Origin of the sequence: Qipengyuania sp., assembly GCF_964227205.1 — a bacterium.
Classification (GTDB): Bacteria; Pseudomonadota; Alphaproteobacteria; order Sphingomonadales; family Sphingomonadaceae; genus Qipengyuania.
In genome coordinates this window covers 212,772-232,627 of record NZ_CAXQVB010000003.1, presented here as the reverse complement: position 1 = coordinate 232,627, position 19,856 = coordinate 212,772, and the positions used below count along the sequence as shown (strand labels likewise).

General features: G+C 66.4%; 19 protein-coding genes. 7 read left to right on the top strand and 12 right to left on the bottom strand.

Features of this window, described 5'->3' with window-relative positions:
- Positions 1 to 238: 238 nt before the first annotated feature.
- The gene (locus ACEQZ0_RS08710; RefSeq protein WP_370190407.1) at positions 239 to 1,558 is read right to left on the bottom strand and encodes a hemolysin family protein; all 1,320 of its coding nucleotides are present in this window, start codon (positions 1,556 to 1,558) and stop codon (positions 239 to 241) included.
- A gap of 184 nt (positions 1,559 to 1,742) precedes the next feature.
- Between ACEQZ0_RS08710 and ACEQZ0_RS08705 the strand changes: the two genes are divergently transcribed.
- Positions 1,743 to 2,438 (top strand): OmpA family protein, encoded by a 696-nt coding sequence (locus tag ACEQZ0_RS08705; RefSeq protein ID WP_370190405.1) that lies wholly within the window; start codon positions 1,743 to 1,745, stop codon positions 2,436 to 2,438.
- Between the two features lie 218 nt (positions 2,439 to 2,656).
- Here the strand turns inward: ACEQZ0_RS08705 and ACEQZ0_RS08700 are convergent, their stop codons facing one another.
- Complete coding sequence (locus ACEQZ0_RS08700; protein WP_370190403.1) at positions 2,657 to 3,424, bottom strand: 3'(2'),5'-bisphosphate nucleotidase CysQ; 768 nt, start codon at positions 3,422 to 3,424, stop codon at positions 2,657 to 2,659.
- Between the two features lie 119 nt (positions 3,425 to 3,543).
- On the opposite strand from ACEQZ0_RS08700, the gene sucC reads away from it, so the two are divergent.
- Positions 3,544 to 4,743 (top strand): ADP-forming succinate--CoA ligase subunit beta, encoded by a 1,200-nt coding sequence (gene sucC / locus ACEQZ0_RS08695; protein WP_370190401.1) that lies wholly within the window; start codon positions 3,544 to 3,546, stop codon positions 4,741 to 4,743.
- Positions 4,744 to 4,759: 16 nt separating this feature from the next.
- On the opposite strand, the gene ACEQZ0_RS08690 is transcribed toward sucC, so the two are convergent.
- Positions 4,760 to 5,269 carry a DUF6265 family protein gene (locus ACEQZ0_RS08690; protein WP_370190399.1) on the bottom strand — a complete coding sequence of 170 codons (510 nt, stop codon included), beginning with the start codon at positions 5,267 to 5,269 and terminating at the stop codon, positions 4,760 to 4,762.
- A 200-nt stretch (positions 5,270 to 5,469) separates the two neighbouring features.
- Between ACEQZ0_RS08690 and ACEQZ0_RS08685 the strand changes: the two genes are divergently transcribed.
- The 3 genes from ACEQZ0_RS08685 to ACEQZ0_RS08675 all read left to right on the top strand — a co-directional run bounded on the left by ACEQZ0_RS08685 (position 5,470) and on the right by ACEQZ0_RS08675 (position 8,153).
- Complete coding sequence (locus ACEQZ0_RS08685; RefSeq protein ID WP_370190397.1) at positions 5,470 to 6,216, top strand: electron transfer flavoprotein subunit beta/FixA family protein; 747 nt, start codon at positions 5,470 to 5,472, stop codon at positions 6,214 to 6,216.
- A 28-nt stretch (positions 6,217 to 6,244) separates the two neighbouring features.
- The gene (locus tag ACEQZ0_RS08680; RefSeq protein WP_370190395.1) at positions 6,245 to 7,174 is read left to right on the top strand and encodes an electron transfer flavoprotein subunit alpha/FixB family protein; all 930 of its coding nucleotides are present in this window, start codon (positions 6,245 to 6,247) and stop codon (positions 7,172 to 7,174) included.
- Between the two features lie 88 nt (positions 7,175 to 7,262).
- Complete coding sequence (locus ACEQZ0_RS08675; protein WP_370190393.1) at positions 7,263 to 8,153, top strand: energy transducer TonB; 891 nt, start codon at positions 7,263 to 7,265, stop codon at positions 8,151 to 8,153.
- A gap of 10 nt (positions 8,154 to 8,163) precedes the next feature.
- On the opposite strand, the gene ACEQZ0_RS08670 is transcribed toward ACEQZ0_RS08675, so the two are convergent.
- The 6 genes from ACEQZ0_RS08670 to ACEQZ0_RS08645 form a co-directional block, all read right to left on the bottom strand.
- Entirely contained in the window at positions 8,164 to 9,375 is a 1,212-nt protein-coding gene (locus ACEQZ0_RS08670; protein ID WP_370190890.1) for a DUF445 domain-containing protein, read from the bottom strand.
- 65 nt (positions 9,376 to 9,440) lie between these two features.
- Positions 9,441 to 12,917 carry an efflux RND transporter permease subunit gene (locus tag ACEQZ0_RS08665; RefSeq protein ID WP_370190391.1) on the bottom strand — a complete coding sequence of 1,159 codons (3,477 nt, stop codon included), beginning with the start codon at positions 12,915 to 12,917 and terminating at the stop codon, positions 9,441 to 9,443.
- Between the two features lie 15 nt (positions 12,918 to 12,932).
- Positions 12,933 to 14,135, bottom strand: a complete 1,203-nt coding sequence (locus ACEQZ0_RS08660; RefSeq protein WP_370190389.1) for an efflux RND transporter periplasmic adaptor subunit — start codon at positions 14,133 to 14,135, stop codon at positions 12,933 to 12,935.
- A gap of 239 nt (positions 14,136 to 14,374) precedes the next feature.
- Complete coding sequence (locus ACEQZ0_RS08655; RefSeq protein ID WP_221602176.1) at positions 14,375 to 14,638, bottom strand: GlsB/YeaQ/YmgE family stress response membrane protein; 264 nt, start codon at positions 14,636 to 14,638, stop codon at positions 14,375 to 14,377.
- 137 nt (positions 14,639 to 14,775) lie between these two features.
- The gene (locus tag ACEQZ0_RS08650) at positions 14,776 to 15,075 is read right to left on the bottom strand and encodes a DUF1153 domain-containing protein (protein ID WP_370190387.1); all 300 of its coding nucleotides are present in this window, start codon (positions 15,073 to 15,075) and stop codon (positions 14,776 to 14,778) included.
- Positions 15,072 to 15,365 carry a hypothetical protein gene (locus ACEQZ0_RS08645; protein ID WP_370190385.1) on the bottom strand — a complete coding sequence of 98 codons (294 nt, stop codon included), beginning with the start codon at positions 15,363 to 15,365 and terminating at the stop codon, positions 15,072 to 15,074. The genes ACEQZ0_RS08650 and ACEQZ0_RS08645 overlap by 4 nt, the downstream gene beginning before the upstream one ends.
- A gap of 104 nt (positions 15,366 to 15,469) precedes the next feature.
- Here ACEQZ0_RS08645 and mnmA point away from each other — a divergent pair, with 104 nt between their 5' ends.
- The gene (gene mnmA / locus ACEQZ0_RS08640) at positions 15,470 to 16,624 is read left to right on the top strand and encodes a tRNA 2-thiouridine(34) synthase MnmA (RefSeq protein ID WP_370190383.1); all 1,155 of its coding nucleotides are present in this window, start codon (positions 15,470 to 15,472) and stop codon (positions 16,622 to 16,624) included.
- On the opposite strand, the gene ACEQZ0_RS08635 is transcribed toward mnmA, so the two are convergent.
- Positions 16,621 to 16,965: a hypothetical protein gene (locus tag ACEQZ0_RS08635; RefSeq protein ID WP_370190381.1), complete on the bottom strand. Its 345-nt coding sequence runs from the start codon at positions 16,963 to 16,965 to the stop codon at positions 16,621 to 16,623. The two genes, mnmA and ACEQZ0_RS08635, sit on opposite strands and share 4 nt — an antisense overlap.
- A gap of 32 nt (positions 16,966 to 16,997) precedes the next feature.
- Between ACEQZ0_RS08635 and ACEQZ0_RS08630 the strand changes: the two genes are divergently transcribed.
- The gene (locus tag ACEQZ0_RS08630) at positions 16,998 to 18,128 is read left to right on the top strand and encodes a serine hydrolase domain-containing protein (protein WP_370190379.1); all 1,131 of its coding nucleotides are present in this window, start codon (positions 16,998 to 17,000) and stop codon (positions 18,126 to 18,128) included.
- Here ACEQZ0_RS08630 and ACEQZ0_RS08625 read toward each other — a convergent pair.
- Together ACEQZ0_RS08625 and ACEQZ0_RS08620 are read right to left on the bottom strand one after the other, a co-directional pair.
- Complete coding sequence (locus ACEQZ0_RS08625; RefSeq protein ID WP_370190377.1) at positions 18,125 to 18,922, bottom strand: PhzF family phenazine biosynthesis protein; 798 nt, start codon at positions 18,920 to 18,922, stop codon at positions 18,125 to 18,127. The two genes, ACEQZ0_RS08630 and ACEQZ0_RS08625, sit on opposite strands and share 4 nt — an antisense overlap.
- Positions 18,919 to 19,854: a cation diffusion facilitator family transporter gene (locus tag ACEQZ0_RS08620; protein WP_370190375.1), complete on the bottom strand. Its 936-nt coding sequence runs from the start codon at positions 19,852 to 19,854 to the stop codon at positions 18,919 to 18,921. The genes ACEQZ0_RS08625 and ACEQZ0_RS08620 overlap by 4 nt, the downstream gene beginning before the upstream one ends.
- Between the last annotated feature and the right edge of the window lie 2 nt (positions 19,855 to 19,856).

The window sequence follows — 19,856 nt, the reverse complement described above, 5'->3', positions numbered from 1 at the left end:
TGCCTCAGACGCCGGCGCCGCACGTCCGTGCGGCTTGGCTTCGCGGCATAAGCCGCGGCGGCCGCTCGGCCTTGTCTCGCCTATCGGCTCGGATACTTCCACCAGATTGCTGGCTAGGCGCTAGTTCCGGCCCGGCGGGGGGCCGATAAGGGCGACCGCCCGCCCGCAGCGGGTGCACCTGCTGCTTGTCTAACGAGGACGAACCCGCGGAGGCGGGTTCGGAAAACAAGAAATTCCTCTACACTTCGGCTTTCGGAGGAGCCTCGCCCTCGCTGCTCACCAGCAGCTTGTCGATCCGGCGCCCGTCCATATCGACCACTTCGAAGCGCCAGCCCTGGTCGGTGAAATGGTCGCCCTCGCCCGGCAGGCGCTTGAGCACGTGGAGCGCATAGCCCGCGGCGGTGCCGAATTCGCGATCCTCGCCATATTCGAGCCCCAGCCGGTCGGCGAGGACGTCGGCCGAGAGCGAGCCCGCGACCAGCAGGCTACCGTCGTCGCGCTCGATGACGCCGGGGCCGTCGCCCGCGTCCTGGTCGCTGGCGAAATCGCCGACCAGCGCGGTCAGCAGATCGACCGGAGTGATGATCCCGTCGAGATGGCCGTATTCGTCGTGCACCATCGCCATCGCGACCTCGGCCTGCTGCAGCACGCGCAGCGCATCGACCGCGTCGAGCTGGTCGGGCACGACTTCGGGCTTGGCCATCAGCGCGGCGAGGTCGACCGGCTCGCCGGCGACGAGCCGGGTGAGGATGTCGCGCACCTTCACCACGCCGAGCACGCGGTCGGGCGACCCCTCGGCCACCGGCAGCAGCGAGTGCGGGCTGTCGTCGAGCGCCGCGCGGATCGCTGCGGCATCGGCAGCTATATCGACCCAGTCGACTTCGGTGCGCGGGGTCATCAGCTCGCGCACCGGGCGCTGCGCCAGCCGCACCACGCCCTGCAGCATCTGGTGCTGTTCGTGTTCGATCACTCCCGAGCGCGTCGCCTCGGCGAAGAGCATGTGCAGCTCCTCGGCGGTCACCGCGCTCTGTCCCGCCGGGCGCACGCCGAGCAGGCGGATGAGCAGACCCGAGGAAGCATCGAGCAGCCACACCAGCGGCGCGGCGACTTTGGCCAGCACCGCCATCGGGCGCGCCATGACGATCGCGATCGGCGCGGCGGCGCGCAGCGCGACCTGCTTGGGCACCAGCTCGCCCACCACCAGGCTGAGATAGGTGGTCAGGACGATCACCGTCGCGAAGCCCGCTTCCGGGGCCCAATTGGCGGGGAAGCCGAGAAGCGCGAGCCGCTCGCCCACCGGGCCGCCAAGGCTGGCGCCCGAATAGGCGCCGGCGACGATACCGATCAGCGTGATGCCGATCTGCACGGTCGAGAGAAACTTGCCCGGCTCGGCGGCGAGCGCGAGCGCGATCCGCGCGCCGCCATTGCCCTGATGCGCCGCGGCGCGCAGGCGCGCGGTCCGCGCCGAGACGATGGCCAGCTCGCTCATGGCGAAAACGCCGTTGAGGACAATCAGTCCGGCGATGATGACGAGGTCGGTCCAGGGAAATGGGGTCACCCGCGCGTGGCTAGCACAAAAGCTTCGCGCTGCCAGTGCCCTCGCGCGACTTATCTGCCGCCGCGCCGGAACGGGTGGCGCATTGGACGGTTGGAAGCCTTGTGACGCGAGTGGGCGCGTCCGGCCCCAATTGCCCGGCAGCGATCCCGCATGGGCCGCCTGCCCCTCAGAGGAGGAGAATTACATGATGAAGTCGCGCATTCTTACCGCCAGCCTGGCCGCGGTCTCGCTGCTGACCGTATCGGCCTGTGTCACCGACCCCAACACCGGCGAGAAGAAAGTCTCGCGCACCGTGCTCGGCACCGCCGGCGGCGCGCTCGCTGGCGGCCTGCTCGGCGGCGTCATCGGCGGCAAGACCGGCCGCATCATCGGCGCGGCCGCGGGTGGCGTCGCCGGCGGCGTGGTCGGCTACAAGATGGACCAGCAGATCAAGGAGCTGAAAGAGCAAACCGCCGGATCGGGCGTCGACGTCAGCGAAGTCGACGGGGGCGACGCGATCCTCGTCAACCTGCCCGACGGGGTGACCTTCGCTACCGGCAGCTACACCATCTCGCCCGGCTTCCGCGACCTGCTCGACCGCGTCGCCGCGAGCCTGCGGCAGTATCCCAACAGCCTCGTCGACGTTTACGGCCACACCGACACGGTGGGTTCGGCGCAGTCGAACCAGCGCCTTTCCGAACAGCGCGCGCAGGCGGTGGCGAACTACCTCATCTCGCAGGGCGTCAGCTCGTCGCGCATCCGCTGGATGGGCTTCGGCGAAACGCGGCTCAAGGTAGCGACCGGCGACAATGTCAACGAGCCGCTGAACCGCCGCGTCGAAATCAAGATCATCCCCTTCGACCAGCAGGACGTCCAGGCCGCACAGGCGCAGGGCAGCTGAGCAACGATCCCCTCGGGACAATCGCACGACTTGGGGGTCGGCCTGCGGGCCGGCCCCCTTTTCATGTGCGTGCGTGAAGCGCATCGGCGCTTCCCATGCGGCACCAGCCCCCCCGGCCACCCACGGAAGTATTCTCAATGGGTTGCCGGGTGGGGGGCTGGAGCCGCCGCAAGGGCGGGAAGGATGTCCCGACCGTACCCAACCAGCAAAAAGCCTCCCTACCCCAACCTTTTCGCGAGCCGTTCGACTGCCGCGCCGTGGATGTCGGGCGCGCTGACCAGCACGCCGAAAGCGCGCGGATCGCGCTTGTTGTAATCGAGCTTGCGGCCATAGGCGTCGCTCACCGCGGCCCCCGCCTCGCGCGCGATCATGCCCGCGGCAGCAATGTCCCACTCGAAGCCCCAGCGCACGGTCGCCACCAGATCGGCCTCGTCGGCGGCAACCATGGCGATGCGCAGCGCGATCGAGTTGGGCTGGTCGACCGCGACCAGATCGGTATCGACCTTGGGCAGAGCATGCGCGGGGACACGTGCGCCGGGCAGCGTGCGCCGGGTGGAAGCCCGGAGCCGTTCGCCATTGCGCCAGGCGCCCTGCCCCGCCACGGCGGTCCAGTTCTCGCCGCGCGCGGGGGCGCACAGCGCGCCGATCAGCGGACGTCCGCCGCTGATGAGCGCGACCGAGACCGCCCAGCCGCTGCGTCCACGGATGAAGTCGCGCGTCCCGTCGACCGGATCGACCAGCCAGATGAGATCGTGGCCGAGCCGCGCGGGATCATCGGCGGTTTCTTCCGACAACCAGCCCGCCGCGGGCAGCAGCGCGCCGAGCTCGCGCTTGAGAAAGCCATCGACCGCGATATCGGCCTCGCACACCGGATCGCCGGGCTTTTTTTCCCACGCTTCCAGCGCATTGCCCGCCCCGGGCCACAGGTCGTAGGCGATCCTCCCGGCTTCGGAGACGATGGATTCGAGGCGCTGGCTGTCGATCATGGGGAGTGGACCGCGCCCTGCACCCGAATGCGGGCCTTTTCAAGCGCGCCCAGACATGCTTATGTCGCTCGCGACTCCATATTCCCCCACGCGCATCACGCGAAGGACGAAGCTTCGACATGAACATTCACGAATACCAGGCCAAGGAACTGCTTGCGAAATACGGCATCGGCATCCCCGCGGGTCATGCCGCGCTGACCGTCGAGGAAGCCGTCGAGGGCGCCAAGCAGCTGCCCGGGCCGCTCTATGTCGTGAAGGCGCAGATCCACGCCGGCGGACGCGGCAAGGGCAAGTTCAAGGAACTGGGCCCCGATGCCAAGGGCGGCGTGCGCCTGTCGAAGAGCATCGAGGACGTCGAAGCCAATGCCAGGGAAATGCTCGGCAACACGCTGGTCACCGTCCAGACCGGCGATGCGGGCAAGCAGGTCAACCGCCTGTACGTGACCGACGGCGTCGACATCGCCGAGGAATACTATCTTTCGATGCTGGTCGACCGCGCCACCGGCCGCGTCGCCATGATCGTTTCGACCGAAGGCGGGATGGACATCGAGGAAGTCGCGCATTCGACTCCGGAAAAGATCACCACCATCACCATCGACCCGGCGCAGGGCTTCATGCCGCATCACGGCCGCGCGGTAGCCTTTGCGCTCAAGCTGACGGGCGACCTCAACAAGCAGGCACAGAAGCTCGCGAAGCAACTCTACACCGCCTTCATGGATCTCGACTGCGAAATGCTCGAGATCAACCCGCTGGTCGAAACCGAGGACGGCAATCTGCTCGTGCTCGACACCAAGATGAGCTTCGACGGCAACGCGCTGTTCCGCCACAAGGACGTCGAGGCGCTGCGCGACGTGACCGAGGAAGACCCGGCCGAAGTCGAGGCAAGCGAATACGACCTCGCCTACATCAAGCTCGACGGCAACATCGGCTGCATGGTCAATGGCGCCGGCCTCGCCATGGCGACCATGGACATCATCAAATTGAATGGCGCCTTCCCGGCGAACTTCCTCGACGTGGGCGGCGGCGCGACGACCGAGAAGGTCACCGCGGCGTTCAAGATCATCCTCAAGGACCCGGCGGTCGAGGGCATCCTCGTCAACATCTTCGGCGGCATCATGAAGTGCGACGTCATCGCCAACGGCATCGTCCAAGCGGCGAAGGACGTGAACCTTTCGGTTCCGCTGGTCGTCCGCCTCGAGGGCACCAATGTCGAAGAAGGCAAGGCCATCCTCGACAATTCGGGCCTCGCCATCGTCAGCGCCGACGATCTCGGCGATGCGGCGAAGAAGATCGTGGCCGAGGTCAAGAAGGCGGCCTGAGCGCCGCCTTCGCCGATCACTCCATCCGTGTGAACCGGAACACCAGCTCGCCCGCTGGCTTGCCTTCGCGCGTCATGCGTACGGCGGCCAGCAGGCCGTCCTTGCCATCGCAGCGCAGGGTGAGCGCGTGGAAATAGGCCGCGCAATCCTCCACCGCGATCAGGCGGAACGAGAGCATGTCGTTCTTTTCTTCCCACCCAGTCAGATCGGCATTGAAATGCTTGAGGCGCAGCGCCAGCGTGCCGCCTTCCTCGATCAAATACATGTGCTCGGTAAACCGGAGCGTTTCGCCATCCGCCTGCTGCACGAAGGTGCCGACCATCGTGTTGCCCGACGGCGGGAGCCAGCTCTCGTAGGCAGGCGCCCCGCCGATCCCCTCGCCGCGCCACTGGCCGACCAGCCAGCCCATCTCTTCGAGCGTGGCGGCGGGCGGCGTGTGGTCGTCGGGAGCGGTCCGGGTCTCCTGCGCCCACAGGGGCAGGGCCAGCAGTGCCGCAGCACTCGCGAACATGGGCCTGACGCGCATCGGACACCTCCCGCCTCTGCGCCTGAAACTATGCCTCGCGCCAAGCATAGTAAAGACAGGTTCCGACGCCGCTTGACCTGCACCCCGGCCCGCGCGAGGGACGGGGCAAGGGTCAAAAGCCACTCCAGCCGTCAGCTTGACGTTTACGTAAACGCAAGTTAGGCGGTCGCCACAGTTTCCAGCCGAGAGGAAGGTATCGCATGAAAATCCTCGTCCCCGTGAAACGGGTGATCGATTACAACGTCAAGCCGCGCGTCAAGGCCGACGGCTCGGGCGTCGACCTCGCCAACGTCAAGATGAGCATGAACCCGTTCGACGAAATCGCCGTCGAGGAAGCCATCCGCATCAAGGAAGCCGGCAAGGCCGAAGAGATCGTGGCCGTCAGCATCGGCCCGGCAAAGGCGCAGGAAACGCTGCGCACCGCGCTGGCCATGGGTGCCGACCGCGCGATCTTGGTCGAGACCGAGGACGAGGTCGAACCGCTGGCCGTCGCCAAGATCCTCAAGGCGATCGCCGAAGAGGAACAGCCCGGCCTGATCCTGCTGGGCAAGCAGGCGATCGACGACGATTCGAACCAGACCGGCCAGATGCTGGCTGCGCTGATGGGCCGCCCGCAGGGCACCTTCGCCAACACCGTCGAGGTCGAGGGCGATAGCGTGACGGTGAAGCGCGAGGTCGACGGCGGGTTGCAGACGGTCAAGCTGACCATGCCCGCGATCGTCACCACCGACCTGCGCCTCAACGAGCCGCGCTATGCCTCGCTTCCGAATATCATGAAGGCCAAGAAGAAGCCGCTCGATACCAAGAGCCCGGCAGATTTCGGTGTCGACACCGCACCGCGCCTCAAGACCACCAACGTCTCCGAGCCGCCGGTCCGCCAGGCGGGCGAAAAGGTCGAGGACGTCGATGCGCTGGTCGCCAAGATCAAAGCCCTCGGCATCGCCTGAGCAACACTGAACGAGAAGGAAGACAGCTATGAAAACCCTCGTTTGGGTCGAACACGACAACAAGAGCCTCGCCGATGCGACGCTGGCCGCGGTTACCGCTGCCGGCAAGCTCGGTGAAGTCCACCTGCTGGTCGCCGGAGCGGGCTGCCGCACGGTGGCCGAGGAAGCCGCCAAGATCGCGGGCGTGGGCAAGGTCCACCTCGCCGACGACGCGGCCTACGAACACGCGCTGGCGGAAAACGTCGCGCCGCTGGTGGCCGACCTCATGGGCCATCACGACGCCTTCGTCGCGCCAGCAACCACCACCGGCAAGAACATCGCGCCGCGTGTCGCCGCGCTGCTCGACGTAATGCAGGTCTCGGACATCCTCTCGGTCGAAGGCGACAAGACCTTCACCCGTCCGATCTATGCCGGCAACGCCATCGCCACCGTCGAATCCTCCGATGCGAAGCTGGTCATCACCGTGCGCGGCACGGCCTTCGAAAAGGCTGCGGCCGAAGGCGGCTCGGCGGAGATCGAAGAGGTTTCGGGGCCCACCGATGCGGGCATCTCGACCTTCGTCAGCGAAGAGATCGCCGAGAGCGACCGCCCCGAACTGACCAGCGCCAAGGTGATCGTCTCGGGTGGCCGCGCCCTCAAGGACGCGGAAACCTTCGAACAGGTCATCACCCCGCTCGCCGACAAGCTCGGCGCCGGGATCGGTGCGAGCCGCGCGGCGGTCGATGCGGGCTATGTCCCCAACGACTACCAGGTCGGCCAGACCGGCAAGATCGTCGCCCCCGAAGTCTATATCGCGATCGGCATCTCGGGCGCGATCCAGCACCTTGCGGGGATGAAGGATTCGAAGACCATCATCGCCATCAACAAGGACGAAGACGCCCCGATCTTCCAGGTCGCGGACATCGGCCTCGTCGCCGACCTGTTCAAGGCCGTGCCGGAGCTGACCGAAAAGCTCTGATTGAAATCAGACTGATAGATTCCTACCCTCCCGACCACCAGATCGGGAGGGTTTTTCTTTGCGCTACGTAGTCTTGTCTTTTGTCGCCTTGCTGGCTGGTCTCTCTGCACCAGCCTACGCGCAAGATGAGGCGCCTGTGATCGTGCCGCCTGTGACGCCGTGGCAGGTCGACTTCGGCGAGAACAAATGCCGCGCAGTGCGGGTTTTCGGTGAGGGCGACGAGCGAACCGTACTACTGCTCGAACAGATCACACCTTCGGATTCGCCGCGCTGGATCATGGCGGGGGACGTTGCCGAGCGGCTGAATTCCGGGGGCGACCTGACGGTCCAGTTCGGGCCCGGTGTGGGGGCTTTCGAGATGTCCGCCGCCAAGGGCACCACCCTGGGCGACTTCGGAAAGGCCTATCGCTCGTTTTCCATCCGCAAGCCGGATTGGGACGGGCGCGACGGTAAGAAAGAGGACGAAGCGGATAACCTCGATGATGAAGCAGATCCGACGCCCGGGATCCCGATGCTCGACATCGAGGAAGGCGCCTCGATCGAATGGGTGCAGTTCAGCCGCGACAAACGGGCACCGCAAAGGCTGGCCACGGGCGATCTTGGTCAGCTGTTCTCCGTACTCAACACCTGCATGACCGATCTCGTCGGGACTTGGGGCGTGGACGTGGAGGCGCAGCAGCGCCGAGCCAAGGGCCCCAGTCCGCTCAATTTGAGCCAGATAGCCAATCGCATCCAGCAGTACTATCCGAGCCGAGCCGAACGCTGGGGCAAGCAGGCCGATCTCAGTATCCGGATGCTGGTCGACGAGAACGGTGCGATCACCGACTGCCGCATAACCAACATCACGATTGCCGAGGATTTCGACGACCGCGCCTGCAGCGAATTCAAAAAAGTCGGCAAATTCGAACCGGCAATCGACACGGATGGCAAGCCGATGGCTTCCTTCTACGCGTCGACCATCCTCTATCGCCTGAACTGACCGCCGCGTATCAGATCACGTATACATCCAGTGCATGGATGGTGACACCCACCAGCCCGCCGACCAGCGTGCCGTTGATACGGATGAACTGGAGGTCGCGGCCGACCGCGCCCTCGACCCGGTCGGTGATCGTCTGCGCATCCCAGCGACGCACGGTTTCCGATACGAGCCGCACGATCTGGTCGCCATAGCGCGTCGCCACGCCCACGGCAGTGCGGCGGGCGAAGCGGTTGACCTGGCGCTGGAGCCGCTCGTCGTCGCGTAGCGCCGCGCCCAGTTCTCCCAGTGTCTCGCCGATATAGCCGTGGCCGGTGCCGCCCGAGTTGCGGATCGTCTGGATGAGGTTCGCGCGCAGCCGCTCCCACACGCCCTGCCACCACTCGCCGATCGCGGGGTTCTCGAGCAGCTCGCGCTTCATCCGCTCGACGCGCTCCTGCATTTCCGGATCTTCGCGCAAGCCCTTCGCGAGCTCCTGCAGCCCTTCCTCGATCTTGTCGCGCAGCGGATGCTCGGGATCGACCAGCACCTCGGCGAGCAGCTTGTAGAGCCCGTCGAGCACCGAATTGGCGAGCCTTTCGTCGAGCCCGGTGAAGCGCAGCACGGCATTGGCACGCCGGTGCACCATGTCGCGCACCGTCGCCTCGTTGTCCTCGAGTACCAGCCCCGCCCAGCGGATGATCTTGTCGATCAGCGGCTTGTGCCGTCCGTCGGCGATCATCGCCTCGAGCATGCCGCCGAGCAGCGGGGCGATATCGAGCTTGCCCAGCTGGCTCTTGATGCCGCTGCGCACCTGCGTGCCGAGCCGTTCGGGATCGAGCGATTCGAGCACTTCGATGGCGAGTTCGCCCGCGCCCGCGCGGATGCGCGAATCCTTCACCGATTTGGGGTCGGCGAGATAGCTGCCCACCGCGCCTGCCAGGTTCATCGCCCCCATCCGGCGGCCGACCACGGCAGGAGTGAGGAAGTTCTCGCGCAGGAAGCCGGCCATGGTGTCGGCGATACGGTCCTTGTTCTCCGGAATGATCGCGGTGTGCGGGATCGGCAGGCCGAGCGGGCGGCGGAACAGCGCGGTGACCGCGAACCAGTCGGCCAGCCCGCCGACCATCGCCGCCTCGGCGAAGGCGTGGAGATAGCCCCAGCCGGGATGCAGTCCGAGATAGCGGCCCGAGAACAGGAACAGCGCCGCCATCAGCACGATCAGCCCGGTCGCCGTCCGCCGCATCGCCCGCGCGCGATCGGGCGCGATCGGCGGCCGGGCTGTCGGGAGGCCAGCGGGAATGCGGTCGGTCACTCGGCGGGTTCTACCCCGGGCTCATGCGTGCCGCCACCGGCAATGCCGCGTGCATCGTCGCCGTCCTTGTAGGTCAGCAGGCGGTTGCGCAGCCAGGGGCCGACACGCTTTTCGAAGCCGTCGGCCAGGCTGAATCCCGCCGGCACGATCAGCAGCGTCAGCACCGTCGAGAGGATCAAGCCGCCGATCACCACCGTGCCCATCGGCGCGCGCCAGGCACCATCGCCCGACCCCATCACGCCCGAAAGCGCGGTGGGCACCATGCCCGCGGTCATCGCCACTGTGGTCATGACGATCGGCTGGGCCCGCTTGTGGCCCGCATCGACGATCGCGTGGAGCTTGCGCGTGCCCTTGTCCATTTCCTCGATTGCGAAGTCGATCAGCAGGATCGAGTTCTTCGAGACGATGCCGAGCAGCAGCAGGATACCGATATAGACCGGCATCGACTGCGGCTGGCCGAACAGCCACACCAGAAGTATGCCGCCGAGCGGGGCGAGCGCGAGGCTGGTCATGTTGACCAGCGGGCTCATCAGCCGCTTGTAGAGCAGCACCAGCACGGCAAACACCAACAGCACGCCCGAGACGATGGCGATCAGCAGGCTGGTGATCAGTTCCTGCTGCCATTGATCCTCGCCCACGACGTCGCGGATCACGCCCTGCGGCAGATCTTGCAGGATCGGCAGGGCATCGATCTTGGCCTGCGCCTCGCCCTTGATCACGCCCTGCGCCAGATCGGCGCCGACCAGCACGCGGCGGTTCTGGTTGTAGCGCTGGATCGTCGTCGGGCCCGAACCGAAGGAGATATCGGCCACGCGCGAGAGTGGCACCGAGCCACCGCTCATCGTTTGTACCGGCAGGTTCTTGATCGTCTCGAGACTCTCGCGCGACTGTTCGGGCAGCTTGACGCGGATCGGGATCTGGCGATCCGAGAGCGAGAACTTCGCGGCGTTCTGCTCGATCTCGCCCATCGTCGCGATCCGGATCGTCTGGCTCAACGCAATGGTGGTCACGCCGAGTTCGGCGGCAAGATCCTCGCGCGGCTCGATGATCAGTTCGGGCCGGTTGATGTCGGCGCTGATGCGCGGGGCGACGAGCATGTCGATGCCCTTCATCTGCTCCACCAGCGTCGCGGCAGTCTGGTTGAGCAGTTCGGGATTCGACCCGGCGAGCATCACCGTCATGTCGCGACCCGAGCCGAAGCCGCCCGATTGCGAGGCGAAGCGTACCCGCGCATCGGCGATCTGGGCGAAGGTCGGCGCCAGCGCGCGTTCGAATTCGATCGAGGTGCGCTCGCGGTCGGGCCGCAGCGAGACGTAGATCGTCGCCCGCCCTTCGCGGACCCGTTCGAGCGCGCGTTCGACCTCCTGCTGCTGATAGAGGATGTCCGCTACCTGGTCGGCCACCCGTTCGGTCGTCTCGAGTGTGGTGCCGGGCACCATTTCGATTTCGACGCGGCTGTTTTCATCGTCGATGACCGGCTGGAACTGGGCCGGCACGATGCCGAACAGCAGGATCGTCAGCAGCAGCGAGTAATAGCCCACGCCGAGCATCCATACGCGGTGATCGAGGAAGCGCGCCTGGAGATACTGCCAGGTCTGCGCCATGTGCTCGCCGAAGCGGCGGACGATGAACCCCGTGATCCGGAAGAAGGCCAGCGTGGCAATGAAGCCAATGGCCAGTGCCACCGCCAGCTGGACGAGTCCGATCAGCGTGGCGATGAACTTGAGGAAGCCGCCGACATTGGGATCGCCCCCGGTAACGAGATTGGGCAGGCCGAGTCCCTGGATCAGGCCTGACGCGGCGAAGGTCGCTACCGCCGAGATGCCCAGCGCGCCGAGCACGACCAAGAATAGCGAGAGGATGTAGAGCCAGCGGCGGCGCGGGCCGTCGATGCCCTGACGCGCGGCAAACATCTTGCCGCGATCGAGCGACCAGCGCAGCACGTTCATGTAGCGGTCCATCATCGGGCCCTCGCCATGCGAGGCCTGGCCCTTGGCCTTGAGGAAATAGGCCGCCAGCATCGGCGTGATCATGCGCGCCACGGCCAGCGACATGAGCACCGCAACCACAACGGTGAAGCCGAAGTTCTTGAAGAACTGTCCCGAGATGCCCGGCATGGCGCCGACGGGGAAGAAAACCGCGACGATACAGAAGCTGGTGGCGACCACCGGCAGACCGATTTCGTCGGCCGCGTCGATACTTGCCTGGTAGGCACTCTTGCCCATGCGCATGTGGCGCACGATGTTCTCGATTTCGACGATCGCGTCGTCGACCAGCACGCCCGCGACCAGCGCCAGCGCAAGCAGCGACAATTGGTTGAGGTTGAAGCCGAGCAGATCCATGAACCAGAAGGTCGGGATCGCCGAAAGCGGGATGGCGACCGCCGAAATGGCGGTTGCGCGCCAGTCGCGCAGGAAGAAGAACACCACGACCACGGCGAGCAGCGCGCCCTCGATCATCGCCGCCATGGCGCTTTCATACTGGTCCTTGGTATATTTGACCGTGTTGAACAGCGGGATGAACTTGACGCCCGGGTTCTCCGCCTCGATTTCCTTGATCTTCTCGAGCGCCTCTTCGTAGACGGTCACGTCCGAGGCCCCCTTGGCGCGGCTCATGGCGAAGTTGACGACTTCCTTGTCGCGCACCTTGCTGATCGAGGTCCGCTCCGAATAGCCGTCGCGCACCGTAGCAACGTCGGCCAGCTTGACCGTGCGGCCGCCGCCGAGCTGGATCTGGCGCTGGCTCAGCGCATAGGCATCGTCGCTGTTGCCGAGCACGCGGACCGACTGCTTCGTCCCGCCCACTTCGGTGGCGCCGCCCGCGGCGTCGATATTGCTCTGCCGCAGCACGCCGTTGATCTGGCTGGCGGTGACGCCGAGCGCCTGCATCTTGGGCAGGTCGAGAATCACCTCGATCTCGCGGTCGACGCCGCCGAAGCGGTTGACCTCGGCCATGCCCTCGATGCCGAGCAACTGCTTGGCCACCGTATCGTCGATGAACCAGCTGAGCCCCTCGATCGTCATATCGTCGGCCTCGACCGCATAGATCGCGAGGAAGCCGCCCGAAATCTCTTCCTTGGTCACGCGGGGTTCGATGATGCCGTCGGGCAGCGACCCGCGGATCTGGTCGATCGCGTTCTTGACCTCGGCCACCGCATCGTTGGGATCGGTACCGATTTCGAATTCGATGAAGGTGCTCGAATTGCCTTCGCTGGCGGTCGAGTTGATCGAGTTGACCCCATTGATCGAGCGCACGGCGGCCTCGACCCGCTGGGTGATCTGGTTCTCGATCTCGGTCGGTGCCGCGCCGGGTTGCGAGATCGAGACGTTGACCGCGGGAAATTCGATGTCCGGGTTGTTGACAACGTCCATCCGGGCGAAGCTGATCAGGCCCGCAAGCAGCAGCGCGGTGAACGCGACCAGCGGGATTACCGGGTTGCGGATCGACCAGGCGGAAATGTTGCGGAAGTTCATCGAATTACCCCCCGATCAGTCGCGCTTGGCCAGCTGGGCCTTGACCGTTTCGCCTTCGGTCAGGAAGCCGCCGGCGCGCAGCACGACTCGCTCCGATCCGGTCAGTCCCTCGGTAATGACGATCCCCTTGGGCGTGACCGCGCCCGTGGTTACCGCGCGCCGCTCGGCCTTGTTGTCGCCGTTTACGATCAGGACATAGGGCCCCTGGGCGTCGGAGAGGACTGCGCTTTCGGGCAGGATCGGTGCGACAACCGTGCCGCTGGCGATGGTGGCCGTGGCAAAACCGCCCGGACGCAGGCCCGGGGCATAGGCAAGCGCGATCCGAGCAGTGCCCTGGCGGTCCTGCTGGTCGATCGTCGGCGAAACCTGCCACACCTGGCCGGTGAACAGCTTGTCGGTGCCGACCGGACGAACCTGCGCGGTGGTGCCGACCGATATGGCCGCGAGCGAATCCTCGTTGAGGCGCGCCCGCAGTTCCATCTCGCCGCCGCGCGCGATGCGGAACAGCGGCGGCGATCCGGCACTGACGGTCTGGCCGGTTTCGACGTTGCGTTCGAGCACATAGCCCGAGGCGGGAGCGAGGACGTTGAGGCGGGCATTGCGGGCACGCAGCTCGCTCAGCTGCGCCTGGGCAACGCGGACGCGAGCGTTGGCGGCATCGCGGGTCGCGGTCAGGCGATCGACATCGGCTTGCGAGACGAAGCCGCGCTCGACCAGCTTGAGCGCGCGGTCGAGATTGGCCTGCGCTAGATTGGCATCCGCCTGCGCGACCTGGACGTTGGCAGCGGCGCTCTGGACCTGGCGCGACTGGACCGACTGGTCGATGCTCGCGAGGACCTGGCCCTGGCGCACCCAGTCGCCGGCATCGACCGGGACCGAGACCACCCGGCCGCCTTCGCCGACCACGCCGACCGGCATGTCGCGGCGGGCCGCCAGCGTGCCCGTGGCGGTGATCCGCCCTTCGACAGTGGTCTTGCCGGGGGTTACGACGGTGACCGTGGGAGCCTGGGCATCCTCGTCGCCGGCGGGCGTGGTGGTGCCGTTGCCGCGCATGGCGAAGAAGGTGGCGATGGCGAGACCGAGCACGACCAACGCACCAATCAGGAACAGCCGACGCCGACCGCGACGCTCGGAAGCCTCGAATTCGGAGGGGTCCTCGTCCAGGCCGACGGTAATCGGCTCCCCCTTCTCGGCCATCACTCCAGATTCGTAATTCATACCCTACCCTGCCCCAGAAGCGCTGCGGATAAGCAGTGTATTACATCGCTATATCACTTCGCGCAAGATGTTCGCAATCGGCGGGTTAGACCCGGGTACGGCCAAGAGCAATCGACGCTTCGACCGGGGACGTGTGGGACTGGACGAATGTCGCATTGCGACCACAGCCGGCGGTGCCACGCAAAAAGGGCGAGACGTCCTGCGACGTCCCGCCCCTCTTGTTCTGCAGTTTGTCCGGCTTAGCGAACGCGGCCGCGCTGGACCATGTTGGCGATGCCGAGCAGCACGATCGCGCCGAGCAGCGACATCAGCAGGCCGGGCACGCTGAAGGTCGTGAGCGTAGCGCCGACGCCAATCAGCGAACCGATGAAGCCGCCGATGAACGAGCCGACGATGCCGACGATGATATTCCAGAAGATGCCCATCGAAGCATCGCGATTCATCACCAGGCTGGCCAGCCAGCCGATGATCCCACCGACGATAATTGCGATAATCCAACCCATTCCAATTCCTCCTGTTTCTCCCGCCAACCCTACGCCTGAAGAACGGTCAGACGCGAACTGCGGTTCCCCGATTTTATGCCGGAGATGGAATGGGAGCGTGCCGCCGGGGGTTTGGTTCCCGCGCGCGGGCCGAGCGATCAGTACTTGAGCTGGCGTTCGTAGAGGTCGCGATAGTGCTGGATGCGGGTCACGCGCAGGCCCTGCATGCCCGAACGATCGACCGCACGCTGCCACGAGGCGAACTCCTCGAGGCTGAGCGAATAGCGCTCGAGCACCTCGTCGATCGTCAGCAGGCCGCCATTGACCGCCGCCACGACCTCGGCCTTGCGACGGACCACCCAGCGCTTCGTGTCGGGCGAAGGCAAGTCCGCCAGAGTCAGCGGTTCCCCGAGGGGGCCGATAACCTGCGCAGGGCGGATGTCCTGGTTTTCGATCATTCTTTCTCTCTGTCGCCTTGCACCGCGTTACCTGCGGCGTCCCCAAGGCCTAAGCCGGCGGCTTTGCCATCGCTTAAAGCAGCTTGGTTAACGGTCGGTTTACTTTCTTGGCAACTTTCGCGGCGAGCCTCGGCGAATGCATTGAACCCGCCGTCGACCTTGTGCAGCTCGTCGCGCAGGTCGCGACTCGCAGCCAGCTTGGCAACCAGATCGGTCCAGCGGAACTGGCGCAAATCCGGGCTTTTGCCCGGTTCCCCGACGGATTTCGCTTTGAAACGGCCCTCATACATGCCGATTGAATTAGGCCTACATGGTAAATGTTCCGTGAAACGTCGCCTGCGGGGCCTACGGTGTCCCTCTGGCAGCGGTGGGCCAAGCCGTGTATGGGGCCGCCATGCCCGCAATCGAAACCCTCTCGCCGGACCAGGCAGCCGCATTGTTCGACCTGCCGCGGCCGGCCGCCGAAAGCCGCATCGTGGTCGCCATGTCGGGCGGCGTCGACAGCTCGGTCGTCGCCGCGCTGGCAGCGCGCACGGGTGCCGAAGTGATCGGCATCACGCTGCAGCTCTACGACTACGGCGCCGCCACCGGGCGCAAGGGCGCGTGCTGCGCAGGCGACGACATCCGCGATGCCCGCGCGGTCGCCGAACGCCTCGGCATCGCCCATTACGTCCACGACCACGAAAGCGCCTTTCGCGAGGAAGTGGTCGAGACCTTTGCCGACGATTACCTCGCCGGACGTACGCCGGTGCCCTGCATCCGCTGCAACATGGGGCCCAAGTTCACCGATCTGCTGGCGATGGCGCGCGAACTGGGCGCGGACTGCCTCGCCACCGGCCATTATGTGCGCCGGGTCATGGGCCCCGCCGGAGCGGAGCTGCACCGGGCGGAAGATCCGGCGCGCGACCAGTCCTATTTCCTTTACGCGACCACCGAGGAGCAGCTCGATTTCCTGCGCTTCCCGCTCGGCGGCCTGCCCAAGGCAGAGGTTCGCGAGCTCGCCGAAGCCGCAGGCCTGCGCAATGCCGCGAAGCCCGACAGCCAGGACATCTGCTTCGTACCCGATGGCGATTATGCCAAGATCGTCAGGAAAATGCGCCCAGAGGGCGGCCGGCCGGGTGCGATCGTCCACGCCGCGACGGGCGAGACACTGGGCGAGCACAAGGGCGTGATCCACTACACCGTCGGCCAGCGCCGCGGGCTCGAGATCGGTGGCCAGCCCGAACCGCTCTATGTCGTCGGGATCGATGCCGATGCGGCACAGGTCAGGGTCGGCCCCAAGCGCATGCTCGCGGTGACCGCGGCGCGAATCATCGAGACCAATCGCATCGGCCCGCTGCCAGACGTCCCGCTGACCGCCAAGGTCCGCAGCCTGGCTAGGCCGGTCCCGATCGTGCTCGAGGGACCGATCGGCGGCGGCGCAGCGACCGAAATCCGTTTCGCCGATCCCGAATTCGGCGTCGCGCCCGGTCAGGCGGCGGTGATCTATGCCGGTGAGCGCGTGGTCGGGGGCGGCTGGATCGATTCGACCAGCCGGGTCGAGGCTTAGTCGCGCCACTCCTCCAGCACGCAGCCATAGCCTTCGCGGTAGGTGGCGGTGTCCGAGGCAAGCAGCGGGATCGAAGCAGTGACGCTTTTCGCCTGCACGTCCTCGCTCAGCGAGACCAGCTCCATCCCCTTGAGCTTGTCCTTGGCGCAATCGTCGAGGCTGCGCCCGGCGACGAAGCGGCACGAACAGCCGACCCGTGCGGCATAGGCCGATCCCGCCTCGCCGGTCCTGCGCAGGCCTTCACCCCAGGCAAGCCAGGCAGCGCCGAGCAGAATGGCGATGAGCAGCACCAGCGCGAGCCGGAAGCGCGTCTTGCGCGAGCGTGTTTTGGCCGTTGCCAAGCGGGATTCCTTCGTGCGAGTGACGCGGAGCCATGACCCCGCGGACCACCTCCCTTATCGCGCTTGCCCTCGCCACCTCAAGCCTTGCAGCCTGCGGTTCGTCCGGCGCCCCCGCCGAGCCGCCGCTGAGCGAGGAAGCGCTGGCGGCGGTGACCGCGCATCCCGGCGCGCCCACGCGGCCGCTGGCTCGCGCTGCAGACGATCTGTTCACGCTCGACGGCCTTGGCGAAACGCGTGCGCTGATCGTCTATCACGGTGGCCGCCTGGCGCTGGAACGCTATGCCCCCGGCTACGACAGGAGCACGCGCTTCGTAAGCTGGTCGATGGCCAAGACGGTCACCGCGGTGCTGATCGGCATGCTGGTGGCCGACGGGCAACTGCGGCTCGACGCGCCGGCGCCGGTCCCACGCTGGCAGCGAACCGGCGATCCGCGCGCCGAAATCACGCTGCGGCACCTGCTGCAGATGCGCAGTGGGCTCGACCATACCGAGGCGGGCGATCCTGCGTGGGAGAGCAGCGAGGTGCGTATGCTGTTCCTCGACGGGCGCGACGACATGGCCGATTTCGCCACCGCACAACCGCTCGAGGCCGAGCCCGGCGCGAAGTTCGAATATTCGTCGAGCACCACCGTAATCCTCGCCGATATCGCCGCGCGCGCGCTGACCGACAGCAAGGATCCCGACATGCGGCGCAAGGCGGTGGCCGACTATCTCGAGGCGCGGCTGTTCGGCCCGCTCGGCATGACCAGCGCGGTCCCCGAATTCGACCGTGCGGGCACGCTGATCGGCGGCAGCCTGATCCACGCCACCGCGCGCGACTGGGCCAGGTTCGGCGAACTCTTGCGCAACAAGGGCTCCTATCGCGGCGAGCAGCTGGTCCCGCGTGCCTGGGTCGAGGAAATGGTCGAGCCGAGCCCGAAGAGCCCGCAATACGGGCTGCAGACCTGGCTCAACCGCCCGCTGCCCGAGGGCGAAGAGCACCCCCTGTTCCCCGACCGCGCACCGCACAGCGCCTTTTCGCTGATCGGGCACATGGGCCAATATGTCTTCGTTTCACCGAGCCAGAAACTCACCGTGGTGCGGCTCGGCCATTCGGATGCCGAGGAGCGCAAGGCGATGCTGCAGCAGCTCGCCGATGTGATCGAGCTCTATCCGGAGACCTAGGGCAGGAAGAATCGGCCTTCGACCACCGTCACGCAGGGCCCCGACAGGATCGCCTTGTCGCCCTCGCGCCGACAGGCGGCCTGCCCGCCGCGCTGCGAGGCCTGGAACGCAGTAAACCGCTCGCGCCCCAGACGTTCGGTCCAGAAATAGGTCAACGCGGCATGGGCCGAGCCGGTGAAGCTGTCCTCGTCAACGCCGCCGCCGGGGACGAAGACCCGGCTTACTACATCGGTGTCCCTGCCCGGCGCCGTACAGATGAACTGGTCGTTCCCAAGGGTCCGCAGGCCGCGCAGGTCGGGGTCCAGCGCGCGCACCTCCTCCTCGCTGGCATAGAGGTAGACGCCGTAGCGGTCGGGACTGAGCCATACTTCCTGCGGATCCGCGCCGAGCAGCGCCACTGCTTCGGGCCAGGCATCGGGCGCGGTGCGGATCAGCGGCAGCGCGAGCTCGTATCCCTCCCCGGCGCGTGCCACCTCGAGCACCCCCGCCTTGCGGGTGCGGAAGCTGACCCGATCGCCTCCGTCGCGCGTCAGCAGCACATGGCCGCTGGCGAGCGTCGCATGGCCGCACAGCCGCACTTCCTCGGTCGGCGTGAACCAGCGCAGCTCCCAATCGGCGTCACCCGAGCCATCGCGCACCACGAAGGCGGTTTCGGCGAAATTGTTCTCCTCGGCGATGGCCTGCAGCGTGGCATCTTCGAGCCATTGCTCGAGCGGCATCACCGCCGCCTGGTTCCCCGCGAAAGGCCGCGCCGCGAAGGCATCGACGTGCCAATAGGGAAGCGAATTCGTCATGCACCCTTCTCCAGTTGTGCGAACTCGTCCTTCTCGACCAGCGGATTGTCGGGTTCGTCGACATGACCCTCGGGATCGATATGGATGAGCAGTTCCATGCCCGGGAACTGGCGGCATAGGTCGGCCTCGACCCGTTCGATGATGTCATGCGCCTGGGCAATCGTCATGGCGGGCGGCAAATCGACGTGAAACTGGACGAAATCGCGATGGCCGCTCGTGCGCGTGCGCAGGTCGTGCAGGTTCGACAGCTCGGGATGTTTCGCCGCCGCCTCGACGAAAGCGAGCCGCTTTTCCTCGGGCCATTCACGATCCATCAGATCGTCGACCGCATCGCTCATTCCGCGCCAGGCGCCCAGGGCAAGCCAGCCGGCGATGGCGAGGCCGAACAGCGGATCGGCCATGCCAAGACCGAGATACTGGTCGAGCACCAGCGCGGCGATCACCGAGAGGTTCAGGAACAGGTCCGACCGGTAGTGCAAATGATCGGTCTGGATTGCCAAGCTGCGCGTACGGCTCATCACGTGACGCTGCCAGGCGAGCAATGCGAAGGTCAGCACGATCGCCACGAGCGAGACCGCGATGCCTTCGCCCGCGGCTGCGGTATCGCGCTCTCCAGCCAGGTGCATCAGCGCGCGAACCGCGATGCCGAAGGCCGACAGCGCGATCAGCATGACCTGGAAGATCGCCGCCAGCGCTTCCGCCTTGCCGTGGCCGAAGCGGTGGTCCTCGTCGGCCGGCCTCGAGGCGATCCATACGCCGGTGAGCGTGGCCATGCTGGCGATCAGGTCGAGCGCCGAATCGGCAAGGCTGCCCAGCATCGCGGTCGAGCCGGTGCGCCAGGCGGCCCAGGTCTTGAGCGCCACCAGCACCACCGCCACCGCGATCGAGGCCATCGCCGCCGAACGGGCCAGAAAGGCGCGGCTGTCGGTCATCG